17 protein-coding genes are annotated in these 14,575 nt (G+C 70.0%); 9 read left to right on the top strand and 8 right to left on the bottom strand.

Annotated elements, in window-relative coordinates; translation table 11 throughout:
* Positions 1 to 106 precede the first annotated feature (106 nt).
* Both ACFVVC_RS07285 and ACFVVC_RS07280 read left to right on the top strand, forming a co-directional pair.
* Positions 107 to 532, top strand: a complete 426-nt coding sequence (locus ACFVVC_RS07285) for a hypothetical protein (RefSeq protein ID WP_387450659.1) — start codon at positions 107 to 109, stop codon at positions 530 to 532.
* Positions 529 to 1,368, top strand: a complete 840-nt coding sequence (locus ACFVVC_RS07280) for a CDP-alcohol phosphatidyltransferase family protein (RefSeq protein ID WP_387450657.1) — start codon at positions 529 to 531, stop codon at positions 1,366 to 1,368. The genes ACFVVC_RS07285 and ACFVVC_RS07280 overlap by 4 nt, the downstream gene beginning before the upstream one ends.
* Positions 1,369 to 1,377: 9 nt before the next feature.
* Here ACFVVC_RS07280 and ACFVVC_RS07275 read toward each other — a convergent pair whose 3' ends face one another.
* Both ACFVVC_RS07275 and ACFVVC_RS07270 read right to left on the bottom strand, forming a co-directional pair.
* A complete protein-coding gene (locus tag ACFVVC_RS07275) occupies positions 1,378 to 1,794 on the bottom strand; it encodes a DUF302 domain-containing protein (protein WP_387450655.1) in 417 nt (138 codons plus the stop codon).
* 46 nt (positions 1,795 to 1,840) lie between these two features.
* The gene (locus ACFVVC_RS07270; protein ID WP_387450653.1) at positions 1,841 to 2,098 is read right to left on the bottom strand and encodes a metal-sensitive transcriptional regulator; all 258 of its coding nucleotides are present in this window, start codon (positions 2,096 to 2,098) and stop codon (positions 1,841 to 1,843) included.
* 125 nt (positions 2,099 to 2,223) lie between these two features.
* Between ACFVVC_RS07270 and ACFVVC_RS07265 the strand changes: the two genes are divergently transcribed.
* The 7 genes from ACFVVC_RS07265 (at position 2,224) to ACFVVC_RS07235 (ending at position 7,636) form a co-directional block, all read left to right on the top strand.
* Positions 2,224 to 2,841, top strand: coding sequence for a rhodanese-like domain-containing protein (locus ACFVVC_RS07265; RefSeq protein ID WP_387450651.1), 618 nt, complete (start codon positions 2,224 to 2,226; stop codon positions 2,839 to 2,841).
* Complete coding sequence (locus ACFVVC_RS07260; RefSeq protein WP_387450649.1) at positions 2,838 to 3,596, top strand: sulfite exporter TauE/SafE family protein; 759 nt, start codon at positions 2,838 to 2,840, stop codon at positions 3,594 to 3,596. The genes ACFVVC_RS07265 and ACFVVC_RS07260 overlap by 4 nt, the downstream gene beginning before the upstream one ends.
* Positions 3,597 to 3,622: 26 nt before the next feature.
* On the top strand, positions 3,623 to 3,964 hold the full coding sequence (locus ACFVVC_RS07255; protein ID WP_387450647.1) for a rhodanese-like domain-containing protein: 342 nt from the start codon (positions 3,623 to 3,625) through the stop codon (positions 3,962 to 3,964).
* A gap of 51 nt (positions 3,965 to 4,015) precedes the next feature.
* A complete protein-coding gene (locus ACFVVC_RS07250) occupies positions 4,016 to 4,312 on the top strand; it encodes a rhodanese-like domain-containing protein (protein ID WP_387450645.1) in 297 nt (98 codons plus the stop codon).
* Between the two features lie 55 nt (positions 4,313 to 4,367).
* The gene (trxA, locus tag ACFVVC_RS07245; RefSeq protein ID WP_387450643.1) at positions 4,368 to 4,730 is read left to right on the top strand and encodes a thioredoxin; all 363 of its coding nucleotides are present in this window, start codon (positions 4,368 to 4,370) and stop codon (positions 4,728 to 4,730) included.
* A gap of 111 nt (positions 4,731 to 4,841) precedes the next feature.
* Positions 4,842 to 6,242 (top strand): rhodanese-like domain-containing protein, encoded by a 1,401-nt coding sequence (locus tag ACFVVC_RS07240; RefSeq protein ID WP_387450641.1) that lies wholly within the window; start codon positions 4,842 to 4,844, stop codon positions 6,240 to 6,242.
* Between the two features lie 119 nt (positions 6,243 to 6,361).
* Positions 6,362 to 7,636: an MFS transporter gene (locus ACFVVC_RS07235; RefSeq protein ID WP_387450639.1), complete on the top strand. Its 1,275-nt coding sequence runs from the start codon at positions 6,362 to 6,364 to the stop codon at positions 7,634 to 7,636.
* 6 nt (positions 7,637 to 7,642) lie between these two features.
* On the opposite strand, the gene ACFVVC_RS07230 is transcribed toward ACFVVC_RS07235, so the two are convergent.
* From ACFVVC_RS07230 to ACFVVC_RS07205, 6 genes are read right to left on the bottom strand one after another with little or no spacing between them, the layout of a single operon-like run.
* The gene (locus tag ACFVVC_RS07230) at positions 7,643 to 7,885 is read right to left on the bottom strand and encodes an acyl carrier protein (protein WP_387450637.1); all 243 of its coding nucleotides are present in this window, start codon (positions 7,883 to 7,885) and stop codon (positions 7,643 to 7,645) included.
* A 28-nt stretch (positions 7,886 to 7,913) separates the two neighbouring features.
* Entirely contained in the window at positions 7,914 to 9,377 is a 1,464-nt protein-coding gene (locus ACFVVC_RS07225; protein ID WP_387450635.1) for a dihydrolipoamide acetyltransferase family protein, read from the bottom strand.
* On the bottom strand, positions 9,370 to 10,350 hold the full coding sequence (locus ACFVVC_RS07220; RefSeq protein WP_387450633.1) for an alpha-ketoacid dehydrogenase subunit beta: 981 nt from the start codon (positions 10,348 to 10,350) through the stop codon (positions 9,370 to 9,372). Before ACFVVC_RS07220 ends, ACFVVC_RS07225 begins: the two co-directional genes overlap by 8 nt.
* Entirely contained in the window at positions 10,347 to 11,396 is a 1,050-nt protein-coding gene (gene pdhA / locus ACFVVC_RS07215) for a pyruvate dehydrogenase (acetyl-transferring) E1 component subunit alpha (RefSeq protein WP_387450631.1), read from the bottom strand. The genes ACFVVC_RS07220 and pdhA overlap by 4 nt, the downstream gene beginning before the upstream one ends.
* Complete coding sequence (acsA, locus tag ACFVVC_RS07210) at positions 11,393 to 13,228, bottom strand: acetate--CoA ligase (RefSeq protein WP_387450629.1); 1,836 nt, start codon at positions 13,226 to 13,228, stop codon at positions 11,393 to 11,395. The genes pdhA and acsA overlap by 4 nt, the downstream gene beginning before the upstream one ends.
* On the bottom strand, positions 13,225 to 14,565 hold the full coding sequence (locus tag ACFVVC_RS07205; protein WP_387450627.1) for a phosphoribosyltransferase family protein: 1,341 nt from the start codon (positions 14,563 to 14,565) through the stop codon (positions 13,225 to 13,227). The genes acsA and ACFVVC_RS07205 overlap by 4 nt, the downstream gene beginning before the upstream one ends.
* Positions 14,566 to 14,575: the final 10 nt, after the last annotated feature.

The following is a 14,575-nucleotide window of genomic DNA, read 5'->3' as shown; positions in this document are numbered from 1 at the left end:
CCGCTATGGGCGCAAGCTTGCGGATGTTCCTAAATATTCCGCATTGAACCCGCATTTATAAGGGGGCCGGGTGAACCGGGAGGGAACTTCGGGCGTATACATAAGCGTGGCACTAAGACTATTGACCGCCCTCGCGTTGTTCATTGATGCCGGCGTACACCTGTTCCTGGCCCCGGGCTACCAAAATGCCCAGCCGGGCACCATCAGCCAGGGCACCCTCTTCCTGCTGGAGGCCGCCGTGGCGCTTGTGGCCGGGATCTTTGTCCTGCTCCGGGGCAGCCGGGCAGCCTATGCCGTGGCCCTCCTGGTGGCCCTGAGTGCCTTCGCTGCCGTGATGCTGTACCGGTACGTTGACATCCCGGCCATCGGACCGATCCCCGCCATGTACGATCCCGTCTGGTTCTTCTCGAAGACCCTCAGCGCCGTCGCCGAGGGAGCCGGGGCCCTCCTGGCCGCCGCGGGACTGGCGCGGGCGTCCGGGAAGCGGCGGTCCGCCGTCGTGAAGCGCCCGACGACGCGTCCCGGCACGTGATTCCCCGTCCGGATTCCGCGGTACCCCGGTGGCCCGGGTCCGCCGCCGCCGTCAGCGTGCGGGCGGAGGCTGCCATGGCCCGCGGCGCGGCCGGGCGTGCCGTCCCTGACGCACTGGCCGCCGTGGCCGCCTACGGTTTGTCGGCGCTGTGGCTGTCATCTTTGTCCGCCCCGGGGGTTCCCCTGCAACTGGCAGGACTGGGCGCCGGCGCACTGGTCGCGGGCGCCGCGGCCGCTTCCGTGCTGCGGCGGGTGCCCAGGTTCTCCACTCCGGCCGACCGCGTGACGCTGCTGCGCGCCGTCCTCGCCGCCCTCTGCGCCGCACTGGCGGTCCCCCAGCTGTTCACTGGGCAACGGGCGGACCTTCTGGTTCCAGCCCTGGGCGGGCTGGCCTTCCTCCTCGACGGGGTGGACGGAGCCGTGGCGCGGCGGACCGGACTGTCCTCCGCTGCCGGGGCGCGCTTCGATGCGGCCACCGACGCCGGGCTGGTCCTGGCGTTGTCCGTCGCGGCCGCTGCCCGGGTGGGGACGTGGGTGTTGGCGATCGGGGGCATGTACTACGTTTTCGTGGCCGCCGGGCGTTTCCGGCCACAGCTCCGGGCGGCGCTGCCGCCACGCCAGTCCCGGAAGGCAATTGGGGCGTTGCAGCCGTTCGCGCTGCTCATGGCGCTGATTCCAGGCCTCCCGGCGGCCGCCGCGGTGTCCGTTCCGGCGGCAGCCCTGGCGCTACTGGCGTATTCCTTCGGGCGCGACGTGGTCCAGCTGGAGACCGGCCACCGTGCAGTGCTCCTGGAATCCGGCGCAGCCACGGCCGGCGCCGGACCGATCACACCCTGAGCTGCGCGGCTATCCTGCTGCCCCGCCAAGGGTGGCGAGGGCTTTCCGGAGGCGCGTCCCGGCGTCGTCCGCCACGTCCTTCACGGCAGGGGCGTCGCTGAGCTGGACCATGGCCTGCGGGTCGATCGCCTCAACGGTGGTCTCCTGGGCATCGGCTGCGCGGCGCACCACAACGTTGCACGGCAGGAGGGCGCCCATTTGCGGTTCGGCGGCAAGGGCCCGGCTGGCAAGGGACGGATTGCAGGCACCCAGGATGACGTAATCCCCGACGGCGTCCGCAGCGCCGGCGCCGAGCTTGGCTTCGAAGGTGGAGCGGATGTTGATTTCCGTCAGGATCCCGAAGCCCTGCGCGGCAAGGGCCTCACGGGTGCGTTCCAGCGCCTCGGCCCAGGGAAGGGCGACGGTGGTGGCCAGCGTGTACGTCATGGTGCTCCTCGAAGTTTGCGGACGGTCAGTGGCCAGGCGGCCAGGTTCAGGCGAGGGACAGGAAGAGCTTTTCCAGGTCCTTTTTATCCATGGTTTCGTCCTTCTGGACGATGCACTGCTCCAGGCCGGTGGCGATGATGGCGAAGCCGGCGCGGTCGAGGGCCTTGGACACGGCCGCCAGCTGGGTAACCACGTCCTTGCAGTCGCGGCCTTCCTCGAGCATCCGGGTGACGGCGGCGAGCTGGCCCTGGGCGCGCTTGAGGCGGTTGATCACAGGCGTGAGTTCGGTTGGGTTCAGTTCCATAAGGGGGTTCTCCATCGGTGGGGTGCTGACCTCAAGCATATACCCCCATGGGTGTTTTGACTACCCCTGGGGGTATCTGTAATACTCGGTGGGGTATCCACCAGCCCCCTTCCGAGAGGCCACTCATGACTTCCCTTTCCAAGGCAACCGCCGTCACCGCGCTCGCCCCCACCACCCTCCAGTCCTGGATCAAGGAACACCAGGACCTCGTCGTAATCGACGTGCGCTCCGCCGCTGAATTCGAGTCCATGCACATCCGCGGCTCCTACAACGTGCCGCTTCCGCTGCTCTCCGAGCACACCGACGAGCTCGCCGGCCGGCTGGGCTCCCGGGTGGTCCTGGTCTGCCAGTCCGGCGTCCGCGCCGAGCAGGCCCGCCAGCGCATGGCCACCGTCGGCCTTGACACCGCCTTCGTGCTCACCGGCGGCGTTCCCGGTTTCGCCGCCGCCGGCGGCGACGTGGTCAAGGGCAAGGACCGCTGGGACCTCGAACGCCAAGTCCGCCTCGCCGCGGGTTCACTGGTGATGCTGGGCCTGGTGGGCGGCAAGTTCGTCTCCCCCAAGGTCCGCATGCTCGCCGGAGCCATCGGCACCGGCCTGACCTTCTCGGCCGCCACCAACACCTGCGCCATGGGCAAGGCCCTCTCGGCCATGCCGTGGAACAAGGCAGCCGTGGAGCCCACCCGCGAAAGCGCCATCCTGCAGCTGCCCGTCAAGGCGGCTGAAGAGGACGCCGCGGCATGATCCCGGCCCTGGGTTTGGGGCTCGTCGTCGGCGTCGTATTGGGCGTTGTAGGCGGCGGCGGGTCCATCATCGCCGTTCCGGCCCTGGTATACGGCGTGGGCATGAGCCCCGCCCAGGCCATCCCGACGTCGCTGCTGGTGGTGGGCATCTCCTCACTGGCAGCCTTGCTCCCCCGGATCCGGGAGGGCTTGAACTGGCCCGTCATCGCACTGGTCGGGGGCGCCGGCATCCCGGCGGCCTGGGCCGGCGCCGCCGTCGGGAAACTCCTGGACCCGAACATCCTGATGCTGGCGTTTGCCGTCATCATGGTGGCGGCGGGCATCCGGATGCTCAGCAAGCCCCGCGAAACTGAAGGCTCCTGCAGCACCGGACCCAACCGGGCCTTCCGGTCCTGTGCCCCGAAGGCCGTGGGCGTTGGACTGCTCGTCGGGTTCCTCACCGGGCTGCTTGGCGTGGGGGGCGGCTTCCTCATCACCCCTGCACTGACCATCTTCCTGGGCCTGCGCATGAAGCAGGCCGTCGGAACCTCGCTGGCGATCATCGTGGTCAACTCCGCCGCCGGATTCAGCGCCCACGCTGCCGGTTACACGATCGACTGGGCCACCACCCTGGCGTTCGCGGGCCCGGCCATCGCCGGATCCATCGTCGCGGCACGGCTTGCCCGCCACCTCCACGACAAGCACATCCGCATCTCGTTCGCGGTCCTCATCTTCGCCGTCGCGGCGTGGGTCACCGCCAGTACCGTCACCGCCTGACCCCCTATGCCCAGAAGGAGCACACCATGGGACTGATCGATTCCCTCAAGAAGGCCTTCAGCAAGCCCTACAAGACAATCTCCGTGGCGGAGGCCAAGGAACTCCTGGGTTCCGGAGCCACGCTCATCGACGTCAGGTCAGCCCAGGAATGGCGGACCGGCCGTGCCCCGCAGGCCAAGCACGTCCCGCTGGACAGGCTGCAGGGCAGTACGGCGGGAATCCAGAAGTCCCGTCCGGTGATCGCCGTCTGCGCCTCCGGCGTGCGGTCCGCCTCCGCCGCCCGCCTCCTGGCCGCGAAGGGCTACGCCGCCTACTCGGTGCGAGGCGGCATGGCCGCCTGGCGCCAAGCCGGCGAACCCATCCGCTAAGCATTCAAAACCTCACCCACCAGCCGAAACCCATTTCGAAGGAGAACCACCATGGCTGAAATCACCATTACCGAAGCCGAGCAGCGCCGCTCCACCGCCCGGATCCTGGACGTCCGTGAGGACTTCGAAGTCGCCGAGGGCATGATCCCGGGTGCCCTGCACATCCCCATGGGCCAGCTTCAGGCCCGCCTGGGCGAGCTGGACCCGGCAGTGCCCGTCATCGCCGTCTGCCGCAGCGGCAACCGCAGCGCCGCCGTCGCCGATGCCCTTAACGGCGCCGGCTACAAGGCGGACACCATGGCCGGAGGCATGACCGCCTGGACCCGGGCCGGACTCCCCACCGCCTAGGCCCCCAAACACACGCCGCACCAACCAGAACCCGCCCGAAAGGACACGACAGATCATGGCAACCCTCGACATCACCGATCAATCCTTCGCCCAGACCCTGGAGGACAACAACATCGTCTTCGTTGACTTCTGGGCAGCCTGGTGCGGCCCCTGCCGCATGTTCGCGCCCACGTACGGGGCCGCCGCCGAACGCCACCCGGACATCACCTTCGCCAAGGTGGACACCGAGGCCGAACAGGCCCTCGCCGCCGCAGCGAACATCACCTCCATCCCCACCCTGATGGCCTTCAAGGACAAGACCCTGGTCTTCTCCCAGCCCGGAGCCCTGAACGCCACCGGCCTGGAGGAAGTCATCCAGGCCGTCAAGAACCTGGACATGGACAAGCTCCGCGCCGAGGGAGGCCACCAGCACGCCTGACCGGCTACGGTCCGTATCCACCGCATATTTCTCATTGCAAGATACCCCCAGGGGTATCTATAATTATTGCAGAACAACCTTCCCATCCCCTTTCGACCGAAGGAGCACCCGATGCTACTCGAGCGCATTTACGACGAAGACCTGGCCCAGGCGAGCTACCTCATCGGCTGCCAGGCCAAGGGCGAGGCAATCGTGGTGGACGGCCGCCGCGACATCGCCGTCTACCAGGACCTTGCCGCAAAGAACGGCATGAAGATCGTGGCCGTCACCGAGACCCACATCCACGCCGACTACCTCTCCGGCACCCGCGAACTGGCTGCCGCCACGGGCGCGAAGATCTACGTCTCCGGCGAGGGCGGACCTGACTGGCAGTACCAGTTCGAGGGGGAGCGGCTCTACGACGGCGACACCATCACCCTGGGCAACATCACCATCAAGGCGGTCCACACGCCCGGGCACACCCCCGAGCACCTGTCCTTCCTGGTCACCGACGGCGCGTTCAGCGACAAACCCGGCTACCTGCTCTCCGGAGACTTCGTCTTCTCCGGCGACCTGGGCCGGCCGGACCTGCTGGACGAGGCAGCCGGAGGCGTGGACACCCGTTTCGAAGGCGCCAAGCAGCTCTTCGCCAGCCTCCGCGACAAGTTCCTCACCCTGCCGGACTACGTCCAGGTCCACCCGGGCCACGGCGCCGGCAGCGCCTGCGGCAAGGCCCTGGGCGCCATCCCTTCCTCCACCGTGGGCTACGAACGCCTGTACGCCTGGTGGGGCCCCTACCTCGCCGCCAACGACGAACAGGGCTTCATCAACGAACTGCTCGATGGCCAGCCCGACGCCCACGCCTACTTCGACCGCATGAAGCGCGAAAACCGGGAAGGCCCCGCCGTCATGGGCGAACGCGCCCCGCTGCAGGAACTGGACCCGGACGCCGTCGCCAAAGGCCTGGCCGAGGATACCCTGACCTTCATCGACACCCGCTCCAACGGCGAAGTCCACCAGGGCACGGTGGTCCGGTCCCTGAACGTCCCGGCCGGCAAGTCCGTGGCCAGCTACAGCGCCTGGGTGGTCAACCCGGAGACCGATATGAACCCGCTGGTGCTCCTGGCCGAAGACCAGGAACACGCCCAGGACCTGTGGGACCACCTGGTCCGGGTGGGCATCGACAACGTTGCCGGCTACCTCACAGGCATCGACGGGCTGCCCTCCTTCACGCCAAAGCTGATCCAGCCCGAAGAACTCGAAGGTTTCGAGGCCGCCATGGTCCTGGACGTCCGCAACAAGACCGAGCACCGGGCCGGGCACGTCCCCGGCTCCCACCAGCTCAGCGGCGGCCGCGTCATGTGGCACCTGGACGAGCTCCCGGCGGAGGGCGCCATCGTGTCCTACTGCCAGTCCGGCGTGCGCAACTCCGTAGCCGCCAGCGCCCTGCGCCGGGCCGGGTACGACGTCGTCGAACTCGACGGCAGCTACGCCGCCTGGAACGCCTGGCGGAACACCGTCCCCGCAGCCTGAGCAGGCAATTCCCCCCAGACCGCCCGGGCAGGACCCCCCTCCTGCCCGGGCCCGGCCCGGACGCGTCCCCCGCGTGTCCGGGCCACTCTTTTGTCCCCACCACGAACGGAGCGCCGCGAATGCCCGGCAGCACATCCCCCCGCCACAGCGGATCCAACCCGGCGGTGCTGGGCTTGCGGCAGAACCTGGCCCAGTTCATGCTGCTGGTGGCCGTGAACGCCCTGGTGGGCGGCACCCTGGGCCAGGAGCGCACGGTCCTTCCGCTGCTCGCCTCCCAGGAATTCCACCTCGACCTGTACACGGGCGCACTGACCTACATCCTCGCCTTCGGCCTGTCCAAAGCCGCCATGAACTACTTCGCCGGCACGCTCTCGGACCGGTACGGCCGGAAACCGGTCCTTATCGCCGGCTGGCTGGCCGCGGTGCCCGTCCCCCTGATGCTCATCTATGGCCCGTCCTGGGGCTGGATCGTGGCGGCCAATGTGCTGCTCGGCGTCAGCCAGGGCCTCACCTGGTCCACCGCCGTGATCATGAAAATGGACCTCGTGGGACCCAAACAGCGCGGCCTGGCCATGGGCTTCAACGAGGCCGCGGGCTACCTCGGGGTGGCCGTGACGGCCCTGGCCACCGGCTACCTCGCCACCGCCCACGGCCTCCGCCCGGCCCCGTTCCTCCTGGGTGCCGCCTACATCGCGCTGGGACTCGGACTGACCGTCCTGGCCGTCCGCGAAACCCACCACCATGCCAGGACCGAGGCTGCACAGCATGCCACGGGACGGGACACCGCCCACGCCGGCCTCACCACCGGCCAGGTGTTCACCCTCACCAGCTTCACGGACCGCTCCCTTTCCGCGGCAAGCCAGGCCGGCCTGGTGAACAACCTCAACGACGGCCTGGCGTGGGGCCTCTTCCCCGTCCTGTTCGCCGGTGCCGGCCTGGGCCTTGGCCAGATCGGCATCCTGGCCGCCGCCTACCCGGCGGCCTGGGGAGCGGCCCAGCTGGTGACCGGCGCCGCCTCCGACCGCTGGGGTCGCAAGTGGTTCATCGCGGCCGGCATGCTGGTGCAGGCCGCCGCCCTGGCGATCATTGCCGCAGCGCACGGCTTCGCACCCTGGCTCGCCGGCGCCGTCGTGCTGGGCCTCGGTACCGCCATGGTCTACCCCACCCTGCTGGCAGCCATCGGCGACGTCGCCCATCCAGCCTGGCGCGCCCGCTCGGTGGGCGTGTACCGGCTGTGGCGCGACGGCGGATTCGCAGTGGGTGCCCTGCTGTCCGGAGTGCTCGCGGACCTCTACGGCATCCCCGCGGCCATCGCCGCCGTCGCAGTGCTCACCGCGGTTTCGGGCCTGGTGGTGGCCGTGCGGATGCGCGGGAATGACCACGCGGCGGGATAGGCCCTTCTATCCGCGCCCCGCAATGTAGGTGACCAGCCCGCCCACGGTAGCCACCGCCGGGTAGTCTGCCTCCGGGATATCCACGCCCGTGGACTCGGCGATGACCTCCACCAGGTGGAGGAAATCCAGCGAGTCCAGTTCCAGGTCCTGGCGCAGCCTGGCGGCGCCGTCCAGGTCCCCGGGCTCGACGTCGGGCGCTACTTTGCCGATCGCCGCCTCCACGGCCCGGCGCGCGTCCTGTTGGTTCACGGCTCCTCCTCGTTCACACGGGTCCAGCTCACAGGTCCTCCGGCGTTTGCAGGAGTTCGTCGATCCGGGCCAGGAAGCGTCCGCCGCGCAGCCCGTCGCTGACCCGGTGGTCCGCGGACAGGGTGGCGATGGCCGCATGCCGGATCCCGAGCATCCCGTTGTGCGCCCACGGCTGTTCGAGGACCTTGCCGAAGCCCACCATGGCCACCTGCGGCGGATAGATCACTCCGTAGACACTTTCGACGCCCAGGTCGCCCAGGTTGGTGACGGTGAGGGTGGGGTCGGCCATCTCGGCGCGCTGGAGCCTGCCCGCCCTGGCCCGGCTGACCAGGCCGCGCAGCTGCTCCATCAGCTCGTCCAGGCTGAGGGTGTCTGCGTCGTGCAGCGCCGGTGCCACCAGCCCGCCGTGGCGCAAGGCCACCGCGACGCCCAGGTGCACTGCGCCGGCGGGCTGGAACGCGCCCCTGGTGAAGAAGCCGTTCATGTCCGGCACCTCCTTTGCCGCGAGCGCGGTTGCCTTGAGCAGCAGGGCGGACGGGACCAGGCGGGCGGTGACGGGCCGCTGCTGGTTCGCCGCCTGCATCCACGCCATCGCTGCTGCCAGGTCCAGGGTGGTGGCGAGGTAGTAGTGCGGGATCTCCTTCTTGGACCGCGACATCAACGCACCGATGGCCTGCCGCAGGCTCTCCGTCCTGCTGCCGGCCGCAGCCGGTTCCTGCCGGGGTGCGGCGGGCAGCACGGGTTCCGTTGCCTGCGCCGGTGCCGCGGGGCGGGCTTCCGACGGCGGTGCTTGCGCTGGCTTGTCCGCGCCGGGTTCCCTGGCCGGCCGCCCCCGGGGCGGGACGGCGGCGAGCACGTCCTCCTCCGTCACGGCACCGCCCGGGCCCGTGCCCGGGACGGCTGGCAGGTCCACCCCGAGTTCTGCCGCCAGCCGGCGGGCAAGCGGCGAGGACCGCACGCGGTGCGCTTCGGGTGCTGTTGCCGGCTCCGGCGCCCGGGTGCCGGACGCCGCAGCGGCGCGTTCGACGTCGGCCCGGGTCACCTCGCCGCCGGCACCGCTGCCGGCGAGGCGTCCGACGTCGACCCCCAGCGTGTGCGCCAGGTGCCTGACCGGCGGCGGGACTTTTGCGCCCGGCTCCGGATGCCCGCCCGCGGCACCAGGATGAGCTGGCGTTGCCTCATTTGCTGTCAAAGGTGAGCGGGCGTCGGGGGAAATGCTGCCGGAAGTGAGCGGGGGTGGCGGCGGGAGTTCGGCGGGGGTGGCCGTGATCCGGGCGATGGGCGTCCCCACCTGCACGGTGTCGCCGATGTCCACCAGGAACTCGGCGACGACGCCCTCCTCGAAGGATTCGATGTCCATCACGGTCTTGTCGGTGTCCACGGCCGCCACGAGGTCGCCCTTATGGACATAATCTCCCGGCTTGACCAGCCACTCCACCACCTTGCCGTGCTCCATGTCCGCGCCCAGGGACGGCATCCGGAACTCAGCCATTGGTCCCCACGGCCCTCCGCGCGGCGGCCATGACCCGCTCCACCGACGGCAGGGCCGCCTGTTCCAGGTGCTTGGCGTACGGGACCGGCACCTCCAAGCTGCACACCCGCTCCACCGGGGCGTCCAGGTCGAAGAAGGCCTGCTCGCAGATCCTGGCGGCAATCTCCGCCGAGATGCTGCCACTGCGCCAGCCTTCGTCCACCACGACGGCCCGGTGGGTCCTGGCCACGCTGTCCAGGATGGTGGGCGCATCCAGCGGGCGGAGGGTCCGGAGGTCGATCACGTCGGCCTCGATGCCTTCGGCGGCCAGCAGGTCCGCGGCCTCCAGCACCATGGGCAGCGTGCCGCCGTAAGTGACGAGCGTCAGGCCGTCCCCGTGGCGCACCACCGCTGCCTTGTCGATGTCCACGGCGCCGGCGTCGTCGTCGAGCTCCCCGGCCACGTTGTACAGCGAGCCGTGCTCGAAGATCAGCACCGGGTCCGGGTCCTGCAGCGCGGTCCAGAGCATGCCCCGGGCGTCGGCCAGGGTGGCGGGGGCGAGGATGCGGAGCCCCGGGATGTGCGCGTACCAGCCTTCCAGGCTGTGCGAGTGCTGGGCGCCGAGCTGGCGGCCGGCACCGGTGGTCATCCGGATGACGATGGGCACGTTGAACTGGCCGCCGGACATGTGCAGCAAGGTGGCGGCGTTGTTGATGATCTGGTCCAGCGCCAGCAGGCTGAAGTTGACGGTCATGATCTCCACCACCGGCCGCATTCCGCCCAGCGCCGCGCCGATCCCCGCACCGACGAACCCGGACTCGGACAGCGGCGTATCGCGGATCCGTTCCGGCCCGAACTCCTCCAGCAGCCCCAGGCTCACGGCGAAGCTGCCGCCGTACCTGCCCACGTCCTCGCCCATGAGGAACACCCGCTCGTCGCGCTGCATCGCGTCGCGGAGGGCCGCCCGCATCGCTTCCCGGTATGTGGTTTTCATCCTGCCGTCCCCTCTTTCCCGGCCCCGTCGCCGGCGGTCGCAACGCTGCTGCCGCCCTCCGGCCGGTCGCTGTAGACAAACCGCATGAGTTCGGACACCGGTTCCGGCGTGCCGTTCTCGGCGAACCCGACCGCGGTGCTGATCTCCGCATCCACGTCCGCCGTCAGCGCCGCCCAGGTGTCCTCCGGCAGCTGTCCCGCGGCCTGCATGGTTCCCTGCAGCAGGCTGATGGGGTCACGTTCCATCCAGCGGGCCACCTCCGTTTTCTCCCGGTACAGCTCGGGATCGAACATGGAGTGGGCGCGGAAACGGTAGGTGCGCAGCTCCAGGAAGTGCGGCCCGCCGCCGGACCGGACGGCGTCCACCGCCCGCCGGGCAGCTTCCTCGACGGCGAGCACGTCCATCCCGTCTACGGCCCACGCGGAGATTTCGTACCCGGCGGCCTTGAGCGCGATGTCCGTCTGGGATTCGGAACGGCCCAGCGCGGTTCCCATCGCGTAAAGGTTGTTCTCGCAGCAGAAGAGCACCGGAAGCTGCCACAGGGCGGCCAGGTTCATGCTTTCGTGGAACTCGCCCTCCGCCACGGCGCCCTCGCCGAAGAAGCAGACAGTGACGCGCTCGCGCCCGGCCATCCGGTCCGCGAGCGCCAGGCCGACGGCGATGGGCAGCCCGCCGGCCACGATCGCGTTTCCGCCGTAGAAGCGGGCTTCCGCGTCGAAGAGGTGCATGGAGCCGCCGCGGCCCCGGCAGCAGCCCTCGGCGTGGCCGTACATTTCGGCGAGGATGGCACCGGCGGAGACGCCGCGGAGCAGCGCGTGGCCATGCTCGCGGTAGGTGGCCACCACCGCGTCCTCCGGTGCCAGGGTTTCCATCACCCCGGCGGCCACGGCTTCCTCGCCGATGTACACGTGCAGGAACCCGCGGATCTTCGCGGCGCTGTACAGCTCAATGCATTTTTCTTCGAGCCGGCGCACCCGCAGCATCTGCCGCAACAGGTGCAGGGCGTGTTCCTGGTCGCGGATGGCCTGGTTCCGCAGGGTAATCATGGCTGGTCCTTGCCGAGTCCCAGCGCCGGTCCGGCCGGGGCCTCCAGGGTTGAGGTGTCGCCTTCGGGCAGCCCCAGCTCACGGGATTTCAGGAGCCGGCGCAGGATCTTTCCACTGCGGGTCTTGGGCAGCGTGCTGGTGAAGTCCAGCAGCCGGGGCGCGACGGCGGCGCCCAGCCTTTTCCTTGCGAAGCCGATGATCTCCAGTTGCAGCTCCTCGCTGGGCTGGTTGCCCGGCTTGAGTTCCACGAAGGCCTTGACCACCTCGCCGGCCACCGGGTCGGGCACTCCGATCACTCCTGCTTCGGCCACCGCCGGATGCTCCATCAGGCAGCTTTCCACCTCGAACGGGCCGATCAGGTGGCCCGAGGACTTGATGACGTCGTCGCCGCGGCCGACGAACCAGAAGTAGCCGTCGGCGTCGCGCTTTGCCAGGTCGCCGGTAAGGTACCAGCCGCCGGCGAAGCACCGCCGGTAGCGCTCCTCTTCGTTGAGGTAGCCGCGGAACATGGACGGCCACCCGGGGCGCAGCGCCAGCTCCCCCATGGTGTCCGGTTCCGTGACCAGGACCGCCTGGCCATCCCGGAGGACGGGCTTGCCGTCGGCGTCCCGGGCCACCAGTGCCGCCTCGATCCCGGGAAGCGGCCGCCCCATGGACCCGGGGCGGATGTCCATGGCAGGGAAATTGGCGATCATGATCCCGCCCGTCTCGGTCTGCCACCAGTTGTCATGCACCGGCAGGCCCAGGACCTCCTGGCCCCACACCACCGCCTCCGGGTTCAGCGGCTCCCCCACGCTGGCGATGAAGCGCAGCGCGGAGAGGTCATGCCCGGCTGCCCGTTCGGTGCCGGCCTTCATCAGCATCCGCAGTGCCGTGGGGGCGGTGTACCAGACGGTGACGTGCTGGTCCGCAAGGATCCGGTACCAGCGGTCGGCGTCCAGTTCTTCCTCGTCCACGATGGCGGTCACACCGTGCACCAGCGGCGCAATGATGCCGTAGGACGTGCCCGTCACCCAGCCGGGATCGGCGGTGCACCAGTAGACGTCCTCCGGGTGCAGGTCCAGGGCGAAGCGGCCGGTGGCGTAGTGGGCGGCCACCGCGTCGTGGACATGGATGGCTCCCTTGGGCGTGCCGGTGGTTCCACTGGTGAAGTGCAGCAGCGCCATGTCCTCCGGCGCGGTGTCGGCGATGTCCCCGCCGGGGACACCCGGCACCGGCTGGGGGGACTGCGCCAGGAGGCCGGCCAAGTCCAGGGTTCCCGGTTCGGGGTTGCCGTCCGCGTCCACCAGCAGGATGCAGCGGAGCTCGGGAAGGCTGTCCCGGACCGGCGCCACCTTCTTGCGGTACAGGGCCCTGGTGGTGACCAGGGCGCGGCCCGCGCCGAGGTGCAGCCGCTGCCGGACCGGTTCGGGACCAAAGGCGGAAAAGAGCGGACAGAAGACGCTGCCGTTCTTGAAGGTGCCGAGCACGGCGACATACAGCTCCGGGCTGCGGCCCAGGAGGGAGAAGACCCGCTCACCGCGCCCCACCCCCAGTGTCCGGAGCACTGCCGCGAACCTGCCGGACTGCTCGGCAAGGTCACCGTAGTCCAGGGACCGGGTGCCGCCGTCGGCCCTGATAAAGCGCAGGGCTTCCTTGCCGCCGCGGCCTTCTGCCACGTGCCGGTCCACGGCCTCGTACGCGATGTTCAGCCCGCGGCCGCCGGGCAACCCGGCCAGTGCCTGCCGGGCCTGGTCCCAGCTGAAGTCGCGCCTGGCGGCCTCATAGTCCGGCATGTTGGGCCGGACCGGGAAGGCGGGCACGTCCTTGATGATGGCGGCCCAGCGTTTCACTCCCTCGCCTCCGGCATGGACCGCCCCACCGGTGACGGCAGGAGGTAGTGACGGAACCAGTCGGCGGCCAGGTTCGCGGCCAGTGCCAGGGTTCCGGGCTCCTCGAAGAGGTGGGTGGCCCCAGGGACGATCTCGAGCCGGGTGGGCGCCTGCATGCGTGCCATCGCCTGGCGGTTGAGTGCCAGGACCTGGGTGTCGGCACTGCCGACGATCAGGAGGGTGGGGGCCCTGACGGCGCCGAGCCGCGGACCGGCAAGGTCCGCCCGCCCGCCCCGGGACACCACGGCGGCAACCTCGGCGCCGGGCTCGGCGGCGGCCCAGAGCGCCGCGGCCGCGCCGGTGCTCGCTCCGAAGTAGCCGATCCGGCCGGCGGAGCCGTCACGGCGCGCCTCCAGCCAATGGGTTGCGGCGGAAAGGCGCCGGGCAAGCAGGGCGATGTCGAAGACGTTGGCGCGGTTGACTTCCTCTTCGGGCGTGAGCAGGTCAAGGAGCAAGGTGCCCAGCCCTGCCCCGTGCAGGACCGAGGCCACGTAACGGTTGCGGGGGCTGTGGCGGCTGCTGCCGCTGCCGTGGGCGAAGAGGACCGTGCCGTCGCACCTTCCCGGCAGGTGGAGGCTGCCGCGCAAGACGGCCCGGCCGTCCGGGATTTCGACGTCGTCGTCCAGGGTGCCGTCTTCCCTTTCGTCGCCGCGGTGGCGGGGCGGGGATGCCGCCGCGTCGAGCAGCTGCACCACCTCGCCATCCTCGGTGGGCGAGAAGTCATGGTAGTAGTACCCCACCGCCTGGAAGTCCTGGGGCGAGAGGAGGCAGACGACGTCGTCCGGTTCCTTCAGCTCCACGATGGCGCGGGCGGGGGCAACGGGAACGGCAAGGATGATTGTTGCTGCGCCGAGTTGCCGGGCCACCTGGCAGGCCGCTTTGGCGGTGGAGCCGGTGGCGATGCCGTCGTCCACGATGACCGCAGTTCGTCCGGTGAGGTCGAGCCGCGGGCGGCCTTGGCGGAACCGCGCCACCCTGCTGTCCAGCAGCACCCGCTCCCGCCGTTCCACCTGCTGCAGGTCTTCCTGGGAGACATGGGCCATGGACAGGGTGCGCCGGTCCAGGACCCGGACGTTGCCTTCCCCGATGGCTCCCATGGCCACCTCAGGCTGGAAGGGAACCCCCAATTTCCGCACCACGATCACATCCAGCGGCGCCTCGAGGGCCTTGGCCACCTCGAACGCCACGGGCACGCCGCCGCGGGGCAGGCCCAGTACCACCACGTCCCGTCCGCGCAGGCCGGCGAGCCGTTTGCCCAGCCGCCGCCCGGCGTCGGCCCTGTTCAGGAATGCAACCATCACCCTCACC

This window comes from Pseudarthrobacter sp. NPDC058196 (assembly GCF_042882685.1).
In the GTDB taxonomy this organism is placed as follows: Bacteria; Actinomycetota; Actinomycetes; order Actinomycetales; family Micrococcaceae; genus Arthrobacter.
This window is presented reverse-complemented; position numbering and strand designations above follow the sequence as displayed.